Here is a 16,252-nt window from a genome sequence, read left to right as displayed (position 1 = left end):
GGGTCGTCGACCGGGCAAGGTGCTGCCGGCAGGGTGCCGCTCCGAACCGGACAGAGCCAGCTCTCAGGGACCTGTGCCGCTGAGGTACGCGGAGACGACCACGTTCGCCGTGTAGGTGCGGCTGTCCCGGTCGAAGGAGCCGCCACACGTGATCAGCCGCAGCTCGGCGCGCCCCGACTGCCGTGTCCCGTACACCTTCTGGGCGTCGAAGCGGTCGCGGGCGTAGACCTGTACGTCCTCGACGGTGAACTCGGCGATCACGCCGTCGTCCCGGACCACCCGGACCGTCGCACCCGGCCGCACCTCGCTGAGGTGGTAGAAGACCGCGGGCCGGGTCTCGGTGTCCACATGCCCGACGAGCAGCGCGGTCCCGGCGGCCCCGGGCCGCACGCCGCCCCCGTACCAGCCCACGGTCCCCGACTGACCGTACGGCGGCGGATCGATGGCTCCGCGCCGGTCGAGGCCGCGGGTCACCACGGGCGCCTGGACGCGCAGCGCGGGGATGTCCACGCGTTGCGGCCGCGCGTCCGCGTCCCCCAACGGCTCGACCGCGGGCGGCAGTTCGACGCCGAGCGGCCTCCCGACCGCCGCCACGTCGCCCGTGGTCGGCGAGGATATGCCCTGCCGTACGTCGGTGACCTCGCGGCCCCACAGCCACAGCCCGAGCAGCAGCAGCGCCCAGGCGACCCCCACCAGGAACCGGCCGCCGCCGGAGGCACGCCCGCGGCCTTCCTGATCTGCCCGGTCTACCCGGTCGTGCCGACCCTGTAGACCTTGCCGATCTTGCCGGTGCTTCCCTTCCGACATGGCCGCTCAGTCCGTACGACCGCGCCGCCGCCGGGCGCTGCTGACGGCCACGGCGACGGCGGCGCCTCCGGCCAGGACGAGGCCGACGACCGCGTCACGGATGCCTGGCCCCTTGGACTGGGCCTCGGCGGCGGTGAGCCGGGTGGTGCCGCCGCCGCCCGCGTGCACGGGCGCGACGGGGGACGCGGGTGCGGACACGGGTGCGGGTGCGAACGCTGAGGCGGGGGCGGGGGCGTAGATGGGGGCGTGCGTGCGAGCTGACGCGAACGCGGACACGTGGGGTGACGCGGGGGGCGACCCGGGAGGTGACGCGGGAGATGACGCGGGAGATGACGCGGGATTGTTCTTCTGCTGCTTGTCGGCGACGGTGAAGGTGCCCCTGACCTTGTCGTCGATGCTGTCGCAGGTGACCCTGACGTCGTACGTGCCCGGGGTGAGCGTCGAGCGGACGCGTGTCTCACCGAGCAGCACGCCGGCCTGGCCCACCAGTAGCGCGTCGGCGACGAACGCCTTCGACGCGGCCGTGCCCGTCGCCCCGCCGCAGCCCCGCACGCGTACCTGGATGTCGGTGCCGGGCGCCGGGGACGAGGGGGTCACCGAGATGCCCGCCTCGCCGGCGTACGCACAGAGGGTGAGTGCCGGGGTGAGAGCGGCGGCGACCACCGAACCTGCGCAGAGAGCGAGTCGCAGTGAACCCATTCGTGAACCTCCAGACACCTGGAGCGTCCCCCTCGGGAGACGAGGACGCATCCGGGGAGGGGTTCGACTGCGCCGTACGGGTGCCGGGAGGGACCGCGAAGGTTTAAGGCCGTTTGGGACCGTCTGGAGTTCCTGCTGCTGAACTCCCGGCCGGGCGCGGTCAGATCCGCTCGACGAGGTCCGCGATGGAGTCGACAACTGTGGACGGGCGGTACGGGTACTTCTCGATCTGCGAGGGCGTGGTGAGACCGGTGAGGACGAGGAAGGTCTCCATGCCCGCCTCCAGGCCGGCCAGGACGTCCGTGTCCATGCGGTCGCCGATCATCGCGCTGGTCTCCGAGTGCGCGCCGATGGTGTTGAGTCCCGTACGCATCATCAGCGGGTTCGGCTTGCCCGCGAAGTACGGCTTCTTGCCGGTCGCCTTGGTGATCAGCGCGGCGACGGCGCCGGTGGCGGGCAGCGCGCCTTCGGCGGACGGGCCGGTCTCGTCGGGGTTGGTGGCGATGAAACGGGCGCCGTCGTTGATCAGCCGCACCGCCTTGGTCATGGCCTCGAAGGAGTACGTACGGGTCTCGCCGAGGACCACGTAGTCGGGCTCGTGGTCGGTCAGTACGTACCCGATGTCGTGCAGCGCGGTGGTCAGACCCGCCTCACCGATGACGTAGGCGGAGCCGTCGGGACGCTGGTCGTCCAGGAACTGGGCGGTGGCCAGGGCTGACGTCCAGATGTTCTCCACGGGCACGTCCAGACCCATCCGCCGCAGGCGGGCGTGCAGGTCACGGGCTGTGTAGATGGAGTTGTTGGTGAGGACCAGGAAGGGCTTCCCGGACTCTCTGAGCTTCTTTATGAAGGCGTCGGCGCCGGGGATCGGCACACCCTCGTGGATGAGCACCCCGTCCATGTCGGTGAGCCACGATTCGATGGGCTTGCGCTCTGCCATGTGCCGTCTCCTGCCGTACGCGTACTGCGTGAGCCCCCAGACTAGCCATCCGCCCGATCTTGGTGGAGGGGGCGGGAGTGCCAGGGCCGGGGTCGGGACATCCAGAGCCGGAGGCAGCAGAGCCCGGGCTGGAGGCGGCAGAGCCAGGACCGGCGCCCGCGCGAGCTGCCCCGCCGCGGGCTCAGCGCCTGCGTCGGGCCACGATCAGTGCGGCGGCTCCGGCGCCGAGGAGCAGCAGCGCGCCGGCCACCGCGGCGAGGACCGTGCGCGGGGAGGGCCGCCCCGTGCCGGCCAGTTCCTCGGCGAACGGGATGTCGTCCGGTACGCCGTTGGAGGCGCCCTGCCGGTTCCGGTCGCCCGCGTCGCCGCGCCGCTCGCCCGCCCCTCCCTCCTTCTCGGCGTCCCCGCCGACGATGCGGAACCGGTAGTCGTTCGACTGCCCCACCCAGGCGCCGTCGTCCTCGTTCCGCTGGACGACGGCCGCGTTCGCGACGACGTCGTTGGCCACCGCGTCCGAGGTGACCGCGAGCCGCACCTTGACGGAGAGGGTCTTGCCGGGCGCCACGGTGAACCCCGGGAAGCCGTCGTCCTCGTCGGAGCCGAGCACTCCGATGTGCTCGTCCTCGTCGGTCCGCTCGAAGGTCACGGGGTGCGGCCGGGACCGCTCCCCGTCGTAGAACTCCAGGAGCGGCTGCTCCGGCTTCAGCGCCTTCTTCCCGTCCACCAGGACGACGACCGGGTGGATGTTCTCGCAGGTGGCGTCGGTGATGTTGGCGAGATCGATGTACCAGGTCCGGTACCCGCCCCCGGCGTCGTAGGCATCGGGTCCGCCGTGGATCCGCGTACGGACGGGGAACTCCCTTTCCCCGGACGCGACACAGCTCGGCCCGCCGGGTTCGAGCCGGCCGACGTGATGGTCGGGCCCGGCCGTCACGTCGGCCGGGATCGCCTGCGCGGCACCCTGTGCGGCGGGCACGGAGGTGAGGGCGGCTGCGGCCGTAACGGCGAGAGACACGGGCTTGCTCAGTCGCATGGAAACGGGAGCCTCCCACGGGGGCCCGGAGTGTCGGCTCCGGCACGCTGGGGGTGGGGCCGTCCGGGGGTGCGGGTGCGCTCGGTCGGGCCAGTGCCGGGGACTGCCGTCCGGGCCGCCGCCCGGGCTGTCCTCCGGGCCGTCGTCCGGGTCGCCATCCGGTCTGCCGTCCGGGTCGCCATCCGGTCTATCGTCCGGGCCGCCGTCCGGGTTCAGCCCTGTGTCCGTCCGAACAGCGGGGCCAGCAGCAGTTGGGCCGCGCCCTCCGCCACGGCCCGCGCGCCGCCGGGGGCGGTCCGTACGGGTACGGGCCTGCTCGCACCCTCGCGCCGGGCACGGGCGTCCAGGACGGCGCCGACGCCGCGTACGAAGCGCTCGGGCTCCGCCGCTACCGTACGGCCGCCGAGCAGGACGAGGTCGATGTCGAGCAGCCCGACGAGGTTTCCGGCGCCCTCGCCGAGGACACGGGCCGCCTCGTCGACGTCTCCCCGGGCCACCGCCGCGAGGCAGAGCGCCTCGACGCAGCCCCGGTTGCCGCACGTACAGGGCGGCCCGTCCAACTGGATGACCTGGTGCCCGAACTCCCCCGCCCCGGTACGCGTCCCACGGTGCACGGCCCCGCCCAGGACGAGCCCGGCCCCCAGCCCCGTACCGAGATGCAGGTACGCGAAAGCTCCGACCTCGCCCCCGACCGCCAGCCCGAGCGCCGCGGCGTTCGTGTCCTTGTCCAGCACGACGGGCACCCCGAGCCGCCGCACCAGGGCGTCCCGCAGCGGAAACCCGTCCCACTCGGGAAACCCGGTCACCCTGTGCAGCACGCCGTGCGTGCGGTCGAGGGGCCCCGGCATGGCGACGCCGACACCGAGGACGGTGGACCTGGTGGCGGAGTGAGGCTGGGTGCCGGGGTGGGGCTGAGTGCCGGGGTGGGGCTGAGTGCCGGGGTAGGACGGGGTGCCGGGGTAGGGCGGAACACTCGGCTGCGACCCGGTATCCGCAAGCGACCCGCTCAGCAGCCCCTCCGTCAGCGCCTTGGCCTCCCTCACGGCCACCCCCAGCACCGCCTCCGCCCCGGCACCCAGGTCGAGTCCGGCCCGCCGTTCCGCGACGACCTCGCCCGTGAGGTCGACCAGGACCGCCCGCAGCTCGTCCCGGTCGATGTGCAGTCCCACCGCATGTCCGGCCTCCGGCACCAGCCGCAGCGTGGTCCGGGGCTTGCCTCCCGTGGAAGCCTGCCGTCCCGCCTCGGTCACCAGCCCGTCCTCCCGCAACCGAGCGGTGATCTTGCTGACGGCCTGGGGAGTCAGCCCCGTACGCCCGGCGAGTTCGAGACGGCTCACTCCCGCCCGCCCGGCCCGCCGCACCAGGTCGAGCAGCAGTGCGGCGTTGTGGCTGCGCAGCGCGAGCAGGTTCACCCCACTGACCCCGCTCACCCCACCGACCCCGCTCATCCCTCCGACCCTGACCCCAGCCACTCGGCACCCCTTCCGCACTCAGCGCTTCGCACTGCCGGCTGCACTGCTCGCGTAGCTGCACTGCTCGCGTCCACACCCCATTGTCTCCGGCGCTTGCACTTTGGCAACAGCGTTGTTTAAGTGGAGGGCATGACTGGCACAGGCTCTGACACCTCCCTCCGCGAAGGCACCGTTCGCGAAAGCCCCGGTCGCGAAGGCCCCTTCCGTGTGGGCCTCGTCGGCTTCGGCCTCGCGGGCTCCGTCTTCCACGCCCCGCTGATCGCCGCCACCGAGGGCCTCACCCTCGACACGATCGTCACGACGAACCCGGAGCGGCAGCAGCAGGCGCGGGACGAGTTCCCCGACGTGCGGTTCGCGGCGACCCCCGACGAACTCTGGCAGCGTGCCGACGAGCTGGACCTGATCGTCATCGCGTCCCCGAACAAGACGCACGTCGCGATCGCCAGGGCCGCCCTCAAGGCGGGCCTGCCGGTCGTCGTCGACAAGCCGATCGCGGGCACGGCGGCGGAGGCCCGCGAGCTCGCCGCCCTCGCCGGGGAGCGCGGCCTGTTGCTCTCGGTCTTCCAGAACCGCCGCTGGGACAACGACTTCCTGACCCTCCGCAAGCTGATCACCGAGGGCGGCCTCGGCGACGTCCAACGCTTCGAGTCCCGCTTCGAGCGCTGGCGTCCCGAGCCCAAGGGCGGCTGGCGCGAGTCCGGCGACCCTGCAGAGATCGGAGGTCTGCTGTACGACCTCGGCAGCCACGTGGTTGACCAGGCGCTGGTCCTCTTCGGCCCGGCGGCCACGGTGTACGCCGAGTCGGTCGTGCGCCGCCCAGGCGCCGAGGCCGACGACGACACGTTCATCGCGATCACGCACACGAACGGCGTCCGCTCCCACCTCTACGCCTCCGCGACCACGGCCCAGCTCGGCCCGCGCTTCCGCACACTGGGCTCGAAGGCCGGTTACGTGAAGTACGGCCTCGACCCCCAGGAAGCCACCCTGCGCGACGGCGGACGCCCGGTCGCGGGCGACGAGAAGGAGTGGGGCGTCGAGCCCGAGGAGCTGTGGGGCCGTGTCGGCTCCGGAGAGTCCCCGCTGACCGGCGGCGGCACCCCGGTCCCGACCGTGCCGGGCGCGTACCCCGCGTACTACGCGGCCGTCGCGGAAGCCCTGCGCGGCACCGGCGAGAACCCGGTCACCGCCCTGGAGGCCGCCGCCGCCCTGGACGTCCTGGAAGCCGCGCGCCGCTCGGCCCGCGAGAACGTGACGGTGACCCTGTGAGCACTTCCACGTCCGCCACCGCGCCGACCATCGCCGAGCTGGAGGAGCAGGAGCGCCGTCTGACGCTCCCCCGCTTCACCCACGACGACGCGTGGACCCTCGGGACGCTCCTCGTCGAGCTGGCCCGCGAGCGCAACGCCCCCGTCGCCATCGACATCCGCCGAGCCGGCCAGCAGCTCTTCCACGCCGCGCTTGCCGGCTCGGCCCCGGACAACGACGCCTGGATCGACCGCAAACGCCGGGTCGTCGAGCGCTACGCCGCTTCGTCCCTCCTGGTCGGCACCCGCTTCCGCGCCAAGGACACCACCTTCGAGGCCTCGTCCCGCCTGGACCCCGACACCTACGCGGCCCACGGCGGAGCCTTCCCGATCACGGTGGAGGGCACCGGAGTCATCGGCACGGTAGTGGTATCGGGCCTACCCCAACTGGAGGACCACGCACTGGTGGTGCAGGCACTGGAACGCTTCATCGCCCGATAAGGGGCGCAGCCCTGGGGGCGCGGGGAACGGCGCAGTCTTTAAGTGGGCGCAGCCCCCAGGGGCGCGGGGAACGGCGCGACCAGCCACGACGGACCGGCACCCGACAACGCACCACACCACACCACCCTTCCTCCCCGCGTACCCCAGTGGAACGCCCCGTGGAACGGTTACGCCGGCTTGAACTCCTGCCGCTGCCGCCCCAGCCCCTCGATCTCCAACTCCACAACATCCCCCGCCCGCAGAAACGGCTTGGGCTCAGGCATCCCCAGAGCGACCCCGGCCGGCGTACCGGTATTGATCACGTCCCCGGGATAAAGAGTCATGAACTGACTCACGTACCGCACGACTTCGGCCACGGAGAAGATCTGGTCGGACGTGCTGCCGTCCTGCCTCAGCTCCCCGTTCACCCACAGCTTCAGCCCGAGCGCCTGCGGATCGGGCACCTCGTCCGCCGTCACCAGCCACGGCCCCAGCGGATTGAACGTCTCGCAGTTCTTCCCCTTGTCCCAGGTCCCGCCCCGCTCGATCTGGAACTCCCGCTCGGAGACGTCGTGCGCCACCGCGTACCCGGCGACATGCGCGAGCGCCTCCTCGCGCGAGCCGAGATAGCGCGCCGTACGCCCGATGACGACGGCCAGTTCGACCTCCCAGTCGGTCTTCACCGAGCCGCGCGGCACGAGCACCGTGTCGTGCGGCCCGACGACCGTGTCCGCCGCCTTGAAGAAGATCACCGGCTCGGCGGGCGGCTCGGCGCCGGTCTCCTTGGCGTGGTCGTGGTAGTTGAGGCCGATACAGACGACCTTGCCTATTCGGGCGACCGGCGGTCCGACCCGTACCCCGTCCGCGTCGAGCGCGGGCAGTTCCCCGGCCTCGGCGGCGGTACGGATCCGGCCGAGCGCCGCGTCGTCGGCGAGCAGCGCCCCGTCGATGTCCGGCGCGATGCCCGACAGGTCCCGCAGGACTCCCTCGGCATCGAGCAGCGCGGGCCGCTCGGCCCCCGCCGTACCGACTCGCAGCAGCTTCATGAGCACAGTCTCCCTTGATCGCAGGCGGTCCGACCGAATGGGCGCAACTGGTGCAGCTGATGCAGCTGAGTGCAGCCATCGGAGGACTGGTCGATCCTCCAAGGTCGGCGTCCAGTCCGCAATACCTGGTTCACGGACTGGACCGTAACCGCCCTCGCCCCAAGCCCCGTATCCGCCCCGTACCCCCAGGGCGTCAGCCCAGTACGGCGGCGGCCGGCACCGTGCCCGGCATGTCCCGGTACAGGGCGGCCCGCTCCACCACGCTCCAGGTCGTGCTGGTCACCACGTACAGCGCGGCGGCCAGCGGCACGAACGCCACGGTGACCAGCGTGAAGAAGGACATCAGCGGCATGACCTTGGTGATGGCGCCGAGCCCCGGCACCTGCTGCGCCCCGTCCTCAACACCACTGAACGCGCCGCCCGCACCACCCACACTGTTCGCGCCACCCGCGCCGCCCGCGCCGTTCGCCGCGGCACCGGCCGCCATCATCCGCTTCGTACGCCGGTAGTTGAACGTGGCGACCGCCGCGACGATCACGAACAGTCCCCCGTACACCAGCCCCTGCGCCCCGAAGACCCCGCCGTCACCCAGCGCGTCCGCCCACCGCTCCCCCAGCGGCGCCGCGAAGAGCTTGTGGGCGAGCAGGGAGTTCGCCTCGCCGCCGATCCGGGAGTTGGAGAACAGGTGGTAGAGGAGGAAGAAGGCCGGCAGCTGGAAGAGGCTCGGCAGGCACCCCGACAGCGGGGACACCTTCTCCGCGGCGTGCAGTTCCAGCACCGCCTTCTGAAGCTTCTCGGGGTTCTTCCCGTGCTTCTTCCGCAGCTCGGCGATCTGCGGCTGCAGCGCGGACCGCGCCCGCTGCCCGCGCGCCGAGGCACGCGACAGGGGGTGCACGAGGAGCCGTACGAACGCGGTGAACAGGACGATCGCGGCAGCCGTCGCCGAGGCGTGGAAGAGCGGGTCGAGCACCTCGGCGAGCCCCTCGACGAGGCTCGCGAAAGCGGACATGAAGGAGGAGAAAACAGAAGAGAAGACGGATGAGGAAACGGTTGAGGAGACAGACATGGGTGAGCCCTCCGTGGGTCTCGTCGTGCGTCGTGCCGAAGGAGATGAGACGTGACGTGCGTCGGCATGACGACCCGCGAGGGGGCTGCGAAAGCAGGAGAGGAGGAACCCAGAAGCACGGATGCTGCTGCGAAGTCCCCTACGCGGCCGTCAGGAGGGGACGGCCGGGGGCCCTGGGACGCCTGCGGCCCCGGGCATCGGGATCGCGCTGCGGCAGGAACGCCGTGCGCCGCTCACGGTCGCGCATGGCCGTTCGGACCCGCGTACGGGGCACGGCGGGCGCGAGCCGCGAGGAGATCAGGGAACAGGCGGCGAGCGCGGACCCGGCCGCGGCGGTCGCCGCGAACGTGACAGCGACGGCTCCGGAGAGGCTGCCGGTGTCGAGGAACGCCACCTGCAGGAGGAGGACGAGCAGCAGGACAGCGGGCTTCGACTGCGCCCAGGTCCGTGTCATCGGCTGCTCTCCTCCCTACGCGTCGATCTGGCTTCCCACTCGTCCAGCTGGCTCTGCGGCCTCCTGCCGTTATACAGGAAGCACGGGCCGCTACGACAAGGCCAAGAAGCCGTGCCCCATCACCCCATCGACCTATCTATCGCCTTATCTACCCATCTACCTATCGAGGCCGCACGGAGTCGAGCTTCCCCCACACCACCAGGCGGTACTTGGAGGTGTACTCCGGCGTGCACGTGGTGAGCGTGAGGTAGTGCCCGGCTTCGGTGTATCCGTACGCGGGCCTCACAACGCTGCGAGGAATCGCACGGATGGTTCCGCCGTCTCCGGGCGAGGTCCGCGGCAGCGTCCTGTCGACGACGTACGTGTAGAGGGCGACCTCGGTCTCGACCTCGACCCGGTCTCCCCGCCGCAGCCGGTCGATGTAGCGGAAGGGCTCGCCATGGGTGTTCCGATGCCCGGCGAGGGCGAAGTTCCCGACCTGTCCGGGCTGGGCGACGCCCGGGTAGTGGCCGACGTACCCCTTGTTGAGCACATTCGCCTTACTGGCGCCTTCCGCGACGGGGACGCGAAGCCCGAGACGGGGGATGGTGAGGATGGCATAGGCCTGCGACCAGCGGGGCTGGGACGTGGAGCCCGGCGTACGCAGGGAGCCGCTGCCGCCACCGGAGCCGGAGCCGGGAGAGCCGCCACCGGAGCCGGCCCCACCGCCCACACCCGAGACACCACCACCCAGCCCACCCCCGCCCACCCCATCCCCATTCCCCTCCCACTCCCTCTCCAGGGCCTGGACCTTCCTCTCGGCGCCCTCCCTGGCCTGCCGGTTGGTCCACCACAGCTGGTGGACGACGAGCAGCAGGATGACGACACCGAGGGTCACGAGAACTTCGGCACCGTTCCAGAGGAGACGGGCGTACCGCGCACGCCGCCGCCGGGCCCGCTGATGAACGACAGGAACCCGCACGCGCGTGCCTCCTCTCCGGAGATCCAGGGACCAAGGCGGCAACCGGGCCGGGGGCACAACCGGACCGGGGCGACAACCAGGCCAGGCCGGAGCCGAGGGCCGCACGATAAGGGCTGAGGCGCCAACTCACCATCCCCATGAAGGCTCCACGCCTCCACGCCGCCCACGGCCGCCCGCGCCCCCTCACGCCCCTCCGCCGATCTCACCCCTGGCCTGCACATACCTGACCTCTGTCGGCCGTCGGCAGTACGGTGTCACTCATGCGCCCCGACACCTCTGCCGAGTACGTCGACCACAACGCCGAAGCAGCACGCCTGGAGCGGACAGCCGGCCTGTACCCCGAGGATGCCGAACACCTGCTCGTGCAGGCCGCGGCCCACCTCGAACTGGCCGACGACCGCCCGCGAGCCACTTCTCTCTACGACCGCCTGCTCTCCAGCCCGATCCCGCTGGAGAACCCGTTCCTGGTACGGGCCCTGAAGGCGGCCAACCTCTGGGAGTACGGCCACGAGGCGGAGGCCGGGGCGATCATCACCGGAGTCCGCGTGGCGGCACCCCGCGACCCCGCTCCCTGGGTGATCGTGGCGGAGGCCCTGGAGGCCCACGACGAGCTGGAAGCCGCACAGGAGACGTTCACGGAGGCGGCGGTCCACCTCCTGACCGACGTCCCGGAACCCCCGTACGCGACCCACCCGGTCCTCTTCGGCCGCCACCGCGTACGCCGCATGCTGGGCCTCCCCCACGACAACTGGGACTCCCTCGCGGACACGCTGAACTCCTCCCCGGTCTCCCTGGACGAGCTCCACGACCCGAAGCGCGTGTGGTCGCTGGGCTCCGAGAACCCGGCGGAACTGGAGGCGGAGATCTCGCGCCTGCGCGCCGAACTGGGCACGGCCCGCGAGGCGTTGTCCCGCCCGTTCCCGGTGGCGGTCCTCCACTGGCCGGCCCCCGAACTGACCGAACTCCTGGCGGCGTACCCGTCCCTCTCCACGGAGTACCCGTCCCACGAGGAACACCTGGCGACCATAGAGTCCTCGCTACGAGAACTGGCGGCATCCGGCACCCCGAACCTGGGCATCGTCACGGGCACGGTCCCGTCCTACGAGGCGTTCGCAGCCTCGGAACTGGCTTCACCGGCGGACGCGTCACTACTGCCGCAGTACGCGACGACACTGGCGGCGCGGGGCAGGGCGGAGGCCTGGCCGCCGGAGCGGGGGGCGGCTTGTTGGTGTGGGTCGGGAACGGCGTACGAGGGGTGCCACGGGGCGGACCTGTAGGCGGCCTGTCCCCCTTTCCGTCCGTCCCCGGTGCTGGGGCCTCAGACCGGAGGCCCCAGCCGCCCGCCGGGCAAGGGGCGTAAGAAATTCCCGTCCCGTTTCGGCACCCACGGTTACGGTGTCCGACCTTTGCAGTACCGTCACACCATCGACCGAGATGTCGGGCCGCTCCTCCCCCACGCAGCCTCCGACCTGTGTACACGAGGAGCCCATGCCCTACGAACCAAGCGCGGCCTGGCAGTACGACGTCCCCACCACCGGCAGTACGCACCTGCCTCCGGACTCCGGTTACGCCAAGGCGCTCACCAACCAGGGATACGGCTTCGAGGTCGCCGTCGCGGACCTGATCGACAACTCCCTCGACGCGGGCGCCGACGAGGTGGTCGTGCACTTCCTGCGGGACGCCGAACGCATCCTGACGTTGCTGATCATCGACAACGGCCGCGGCATGGACGAGGCGGGCCTGGACGCCGCGATGACGGTGGGCAAGCGCCGCGACTACGACGACGACTCCCTCGGCATGTACGGCACCGGCCTGAAGGCCGCCTCCCTCTCCCACGCCGCCTCGCTCACCGTCGTCAGCCGCACCCGGCGCAGTCGCGCCGCGGGCCGCCGCCTGACGGCCGAGGGCATAGAGGACGGCTTCCGCTGCGACACCGTCGACCCGCGGTACGCGCAGGACCTCGTCGACCGCTACGACGGCGTCATCGAGTGGCAGGGCACGGTGGTCCGCTGGGACCGGGTACGGACCTTCGAGACGGTGGCGCGCGGACAGAGCGACCAGTACCTGTCGAAGGCGATATCCCGCCTGGAGACCCACCTCGGCCTCTACTTCCACCGCTTCCTGCACAAGGGCCTGAAGCTGGACGTCGCCGTGTGGGACGTCGGCGAGGGCGGCGGCGGGCAGTGGGAGGAGCTGGACCACATCAGCGTCGAGCCCCTCGACCCCTTCGGCTACACGGTGCCGGGCCGGGCGGGTTACCCACGCTCGTTCACCGCGCCGGTCGAAGGCGTCGGCGAGGTGACGCTCACCGCGCACATCTGGCCCGCCAAGTCCAATCAGGCGGGCTTCCGCCAGATCGGCGCGCTGGCCGACCGGCAGGGCTTCTACTTCTACCGCAACGACCGGCTCGTGCAGGCCGGCGGCTGGAACGGCCTCCGCAACCCGGAGGGCCACCTCGCCCTGGCCCGCGTCGAGGTCGATCTGCCCACGTCCCCGAACGGTGTCTTCAGCCTCGACGTGAAGAAGGAGGGCGTCACCGTGACTCCCGCCTTCACCCTCGGCGTGGAGAAGGCGGTGGACGCGGCGGGCCACACCTTCCACGGCTATCTCCTCGACGCCGAGACCGCGTACCGCGACGGCTCGAAGCGCACCGAGATCACCCGCAAGCCGGTGACGCCTCCCGGCAAGGGCCTCGACCCGAAGGTCAAGCGGGTCGTCAAGGAGGAGCTGCCGGAGAAACCGGGCGAGGAGCCCATCGAGTTCCGCTGGGCCCCTCTGCCGGACGACCGCTTCTTCGACCTCGACCGCGAGGCCAACACCGTCCTCCTCAACAGGTCGTTCCGGGAGGACTTCAACGACGGCCGGCGCGGCGGCTCGAACGACGCCCCGGTCACCAAGACGCTGCTCTACCTCCTCCTCGAGGACTGCTTCGGTCTCGGCCGCTGGGAGAGGACGCGCCAGGACCGCGTCGACTACTGGAACACGATCCTGCTGGCGTCGGTACGGGTCCAGCGCGAGCGCCGCGAACGCGGCGACTCCTGACCCGCCCTCCCCTGCCACCGCCACCCCGACCGCCTAAGGACCTCCGTGAGCGACGACGCCCTCCTCACCATCCACGCCTCCGCCCTGTCCGGCATGACGAGCGGACCGAAGCACTTCGCCAAGTGGGCGGCGCTGGCCGCCGACGAGGACCACCCCGACGCCGACCTGACCGAGGAGACGTTCCGCGCCCGGCTCGCCACCGGCGACGAGGCGCTCCTCGCCCTGTGGAGCCGTCACCTCAACGACTGGGACTTCGCCGGGTCCGCCCCCTGGGCCGCCGACACCTCTCCGCGCACTCCGGAGCGGCGCGCGGCCGCGTACAACCGGCTGCGGCTCGGCGAGGACCTGCGCAAGGCGCTGGACGAGCTGGTACGGGTGTCCGAGGTGCCCGGCGCCACGGTGATCACCCGCGAGTTCACCCCCTGGTACACCCCGGAGCGCGCGGAGGCCCGCTCGTTCTACTGGCGGGCGTACGAGCGCAAGCTGCGGGCCAAGGGCTGGTCGTCCGAGGCGGTCGCCGATGTCGACGAGGCGAGCCGCGCGGTGGTCGAGCGCCTCGCCGACCCGGAGCAGACGGCCGCGCGCCAGGCGAAGGGCCTGGTCGTCGGTTACGTACAGTCCGGCAAGACCGCGAACTTCACCGGTGTCGCCGCGAAGGCCATCGACGCGGGATACCGCCTGGTCATCGTCCTCGGCGGCACCCTGAACATGCTGCGCGCGCAGACGCAGCGCCGCCTCGACATGGAGCTGATCGGGCAGGAGAACATCCTGCGCGGCGCGGACCCCGACGACGTGGACAGCCTGGTCGGCGTGGACTACGTGGGCGACGACGAGGAGTGGCCGGAGTTCGTCCGGCACGGCGGGCGCCCCTCGACCCGTGGCGCGTTCGACATCGAACGGCTCACCACGCGCGGCAACGACTACAAGAGCCTGGCGCAGGGCATCCGCGCCCTGGAGTTCGAGAAGCGCGAGCCGACGCGCCCGCTGCACGACCCGTCGAACCTGCACCACGCGGCGGCCCGCGTGATGGTGGTGAAGAAGAACAAGTCCGTCCTGGAGAAGCTGGTCAAGGACCTCAAGCAGATCCACGGCATCCTCGGCGAACTGCCCGCCCTGATCATCGACGACGAGTCCGACCAGGCGTCCGTGAACACGTCGAACCCGAAGAAGTGGGAGCAGGGCCGCACCGAGCGTACGGCGATCAACAGCCTGATATCCCAGCTCCTCGGGCTGCTGCCGCGCGCCCAGTACGTCGGCTACACGGCGACCCCGTTCGCCAACGTCTTCGTGGACCCGAGCGACGGCGACGACATCTTCCCCTCCGACTTCCTCATCTCCCTCCCCCGCCCGGCCGGTTACATGGGCGTACAGGACTTCCACGATCTGGACTCGACGGTCCCGGCCGAGGAGCGCACGTACGCGAACTCGCAGGAGAAGTCACACGTCCGCGGGGTCTACGACTCGACGGGTGACCGGCTCCAGGAGGCGATGGACGCATTCGTCCTGTCCGGCGCCCTGAAGCTGTACCGGGCGGCGCACGGTGTGCCGGAAGGCCCGTTCCGCCACCACACGATGCTCGTGCACGAGTCGGTGAAGAAGGACGACCACGCGGAGCTCGCTCTACGCATCAACTCCATGTGGCACGAGGCGGGTTACGCGTCCACAACCGGCCACGCCCGCCTGGCCGCACTGTGGGAGTCGGACTTCGCGCGGGTGACCGAGGCCCGCGCGACGGACCTCCCCACCCCCGCCTCGTACGAGGAACTGCGGCGGCACGTCAGCCGCGCCCGCCAGCTCATCGGTTCCGGCGGCCGTCCCGTCATCGTCGTGAACGGCGACTCGGACCGCTACTTCGACCAGCTCGACCTGGACTTCGACCGCACGCCGCACGTCTGGAAGATCCTGGTCGGCGGCACGAAGCTGTCCCGCGGCTTCACGGTGGAGGGCCTGACGGTCACCTACTACCGCCGCACGACCCAGCAGGCGGACACCCTGATGCAGATGGGCCGCTGGTTCGGCTTCCGCCCCGGCTACCGCGACCTGGTACGCCTGTACATCGGCCGCGAGGAGACGTACGGCCGCAGCCAGACGGCGGACCTGTACGAGGCGTTCGAGGCGGTGTGCCGGGACGAGGAACTGTTCCGCGAGCAGCTGGCGCGGTACGCGGAGCTGATCGACGGGCGCCCGCAGTTGACGCCTTCGCAGGTCCCGCCCCTGGTGTCCCAGCACCTGCCGACGCTCATGCCGGCGGCGCGGAACAAGATGTTCAACGCGGAGCTGGTGGAGATCCGGTCGCCGGGCGAGTGGGTGGAGCTGTCGGCCTACCCTGCCGCCACGGCGACGGGGGATCTGCGGCACAACGTGGAGACGTGGAAACCGGTCCTCGACCGTCTCGACACGCCGCCGGTCACCCTCGCCTGCGGCGGAACCGAGTACGAGGCACTCGTCTCCACCGTCGACCACGACACCCTCCTGAAGGTGCTGTGCGAGCTGCGCTGGTCGGAGCCGCGTCAGTTCTCCCCCCACCTGGAGTCCCTGGTCGAGGCGGGAAACCTCAACCCGCCCATCGACGACTGGGTCGTGATCGCCCCGCAGCAGACGTCGGGCCGCCGTACCGAGGGGCGTGTCCTCGGATCGCGACCGCTGTCGCTGGCCCGTCGTACGCGGCGCCGGAACGACCTGTTCGGTGCGATCAGCGAGCCCAAGCACCGGCCGGCCGTCCTGCGCATCGCGGGGGCCGGCAGGGCGCCTCACGGCCACAGAGCCGTGGAGTCACTCGTCCGCCCCCGGCGCGGCGCCGTCGTGCTGTACCCGGTCGTGGAGTCCGATCCCGTGCTGTCCTCCGACGGCTCGGTCGACCCCCGTCGTCTGGTCATGGCCTTTACCCTGGTCGCACCGGGCGGCGCCGCACGGGCGGGACGCGGCCTGCTGCGCTTCCGGGCCCGGGACAACGGCAGGAGCGACCACGCGATCGTCGATCGCCAGGACAGCTGAGCACGGGAAACGTC

General features: G+C 71.4%; 14 protein-coding genes. 5 read left to right on the top strand and 9 right to left on the bottom strand.

Annotation, left to right across the window (positions count from 1 at the left end):
• Window positions 1-63 precede the first annotated feature (63 nt).
• The 5 genes from AB0D14_RS00980 to AB0D14_RS00960 form a co-directional block, all read right to left on the bottom strand.
• Window positions 64-693, bottom strand: coding sequence for a class F sortase (locus tag AB0D14_RS00980; protein WP_362772746.1), 630 nt, complete (start codon window positions 691-693; stop codon window positions 64-66).
• Window positions 694-813: 120 nt separating this feature from the next.
• On the bottom strand, window positions 814-1,506 hold the full coding sequence (locus AB0D14_RS00975; protein WP_362772743.1) for a hypothetical protein: 693 nt from the start codon (window positions 1,504-1,506) through the stop codon (window positions 814-816).
• A 160-nt stretch (window positions 1,507-1,666) separates the two neighbouring features.
• Window positions 1,667-2,446: an HAD-IIA family hydrolase gene (locus AB0D14_RS00970; RefSeq protein WP_362772741.1), complete on the bottom strand. Its 780-nt coding sequence runs from the start codon at window positions 2,444-2,446 to the stop codon at window positions 1,667-1,669.
• A gap of 181 nt (window positions 2,447-2,627) precedes the next feature.
• Complete coding sequence (locus AB0D14_RS00965) at window positions 2,628-3,461, bottom strand: hypothetical protein (protein WP_362772739.1); 834 nt, start codon at window positions 3,459-3,461, stop codon at window positions 2,628-2,630.
• Window positions 3,462-3,691: 230 nt separating this feature from the next.
• Window positions 3,692-4,927, bottom strand: coding sequence for an ROK family protein (locus tag AB0D14_RS00960; protein WP_362772736.1), 1,236 nt, complete (start codon window positions 4,925-4,927; stop codon window positions 3,692-3,694).
• A gap of 144 nt (window positions 4,928-5,071) precedes the next feature.
• On the opposite strand from AB0D14_RS00960, the gene AB0D14_RS00955 reads away from it, so the two are divergent.
• Entirely contained in the window at window positions 5,072-6,217 is a 1,146-nt protein-coding gene (locus AB0D14_RS00955; protein WP_362772734.1) for a Gfo/Idh/MocA family oxidoreductase, read from the top strand.
• Window positions 6,214-6,696, top strand: a complete 483-nt coding sequence (locus tag AB0D14_RS00950) for a heme-degrading domain-containing protein (protein WP_362772731.1) — start codon at window positions 6,214-6,216, stop codon at window positions 6,694-6,696. The genes AB0D14_RS00955 and AB0D14_RS00950 overlap by 4 nt, the downstream gene beginning before the upstream one ends.
• Before the next feature lie 167 nt (window positions 6,697-6,863).
• On the opposite strand, the gene AB0D14_RS00945 is transcribed toward AB0D14_RS00950, so the two are convergent.
• From AB0D14_RS00945 to AB0D14_RS00930, 4 genes are all read right to left on the bottom strand, one after another.
• The gene (locus AB0D14_RS00945; RefSeq protein ID WP_362772728.1) at window positions 6,864-7,721 is read right to left on the bottom strand and encodes a fumarylacetoacetate hydrolase family protein; all 858 of its coding nucleotides are present in this window, start codon (window positions 7,719-7,721) and stop codon (window positions 6,864-6,866) included.
• Between the two features lie 193 nt (window positions 7,722-7,914).
• Window positions 7,915-8,730 (bottom strand): YidC/Oxa1 family membrane protein insertase, encoded by an 816-nt coding sequence (locus AB0D14_RS00940; protein ID WP_362772725.1) that lies wholly within the window; start codon window positions 8,728-8,730, stop codon window positions 7,915-7,917.
• A 196-nt stretch (window positions 8,731-8,926) separates the two neighbouring features.
• A complete protein-coding gene (locus tag AB0D14_RS00935) occupies window positions 8,927-9,241 on the bottom strand; it encodes a DUF6412 domain-containing protein (RefSeq protein ID WP_362772722.1) in 315 nt (104 codons plus the stop codon).
• Window positions 9,242-9,401: 160 nt separating this feature from the next.
• Complete coding sequence (locus AB0D14_RS00930; protein ID WP_362772720.1) at window positions 9,402-10,202, bottom strand: class E sortase; 801 nt, start codon at window positions 10,200-10,202, stop codon at window positions 9,402-9,404.
• 260 nt (window positions 10,203-10,462) lie between these two features.
• Between AB0D14_RS00930 and AB0D14_RS00925 the strand changes: the two genes are divergently transcribed.
• From AB0D14_RS00925 to AB0D14_RS00915, 3 genes are all read left to right on the top strand, one after another.
• Entirely contained in the window at window positions 10,463-11,479 is a 1,017-nt protein-coding gene (locus tag AB0D14_RS00925) for a hypothetical protein (RefSeq protein WP_362772718.1), read from the top strand.
• A 211-nt stretch (window positions 11,480-11,690) separates the two neighbouring features.
• The gene (locus AB0D14_RS00920) at window positions 11,691-13,244 is read left to right on the top strand and encodes an ATP-binding protein (RefSeq protein ID WP_362772715.1); all 1,554 of its coding nucleotides are present in this window, start codon (window positions 11,691-11,693) and stop codon (window positions 13,242-13,244) included.
• Between the two features lie 93 nt (window positions 13,245-13,337).
• Complete coding sequence (locus tag AB0D14_RS00915; protein WP_362773139.1) at window positions 13,338-16,238, top strand: Z1 domain-containing protein; 2,901 nt, start codon at window positions 13,338-13,340, stop codon at window positions 16,236-16,238.
• Window positions 16,239-16,252 lie beyond the last annotated feature (14 nt).

The organism is Streptomyces sp. NPDC048484 (assembly GCF_040651415.1).
In the GTDB taxonomy this organism is placed as follows: domain Bacteria; phylum Actinomycetota; class Actinomycetes; order Streptomycetales; family Streptomycetaceae; genus Streptomyces.
The sequence above is the reverse complement of the archived record's forward strand: the minus strand, read 5'-3'. Positions and strand labels throughout refer to the sequence as shown.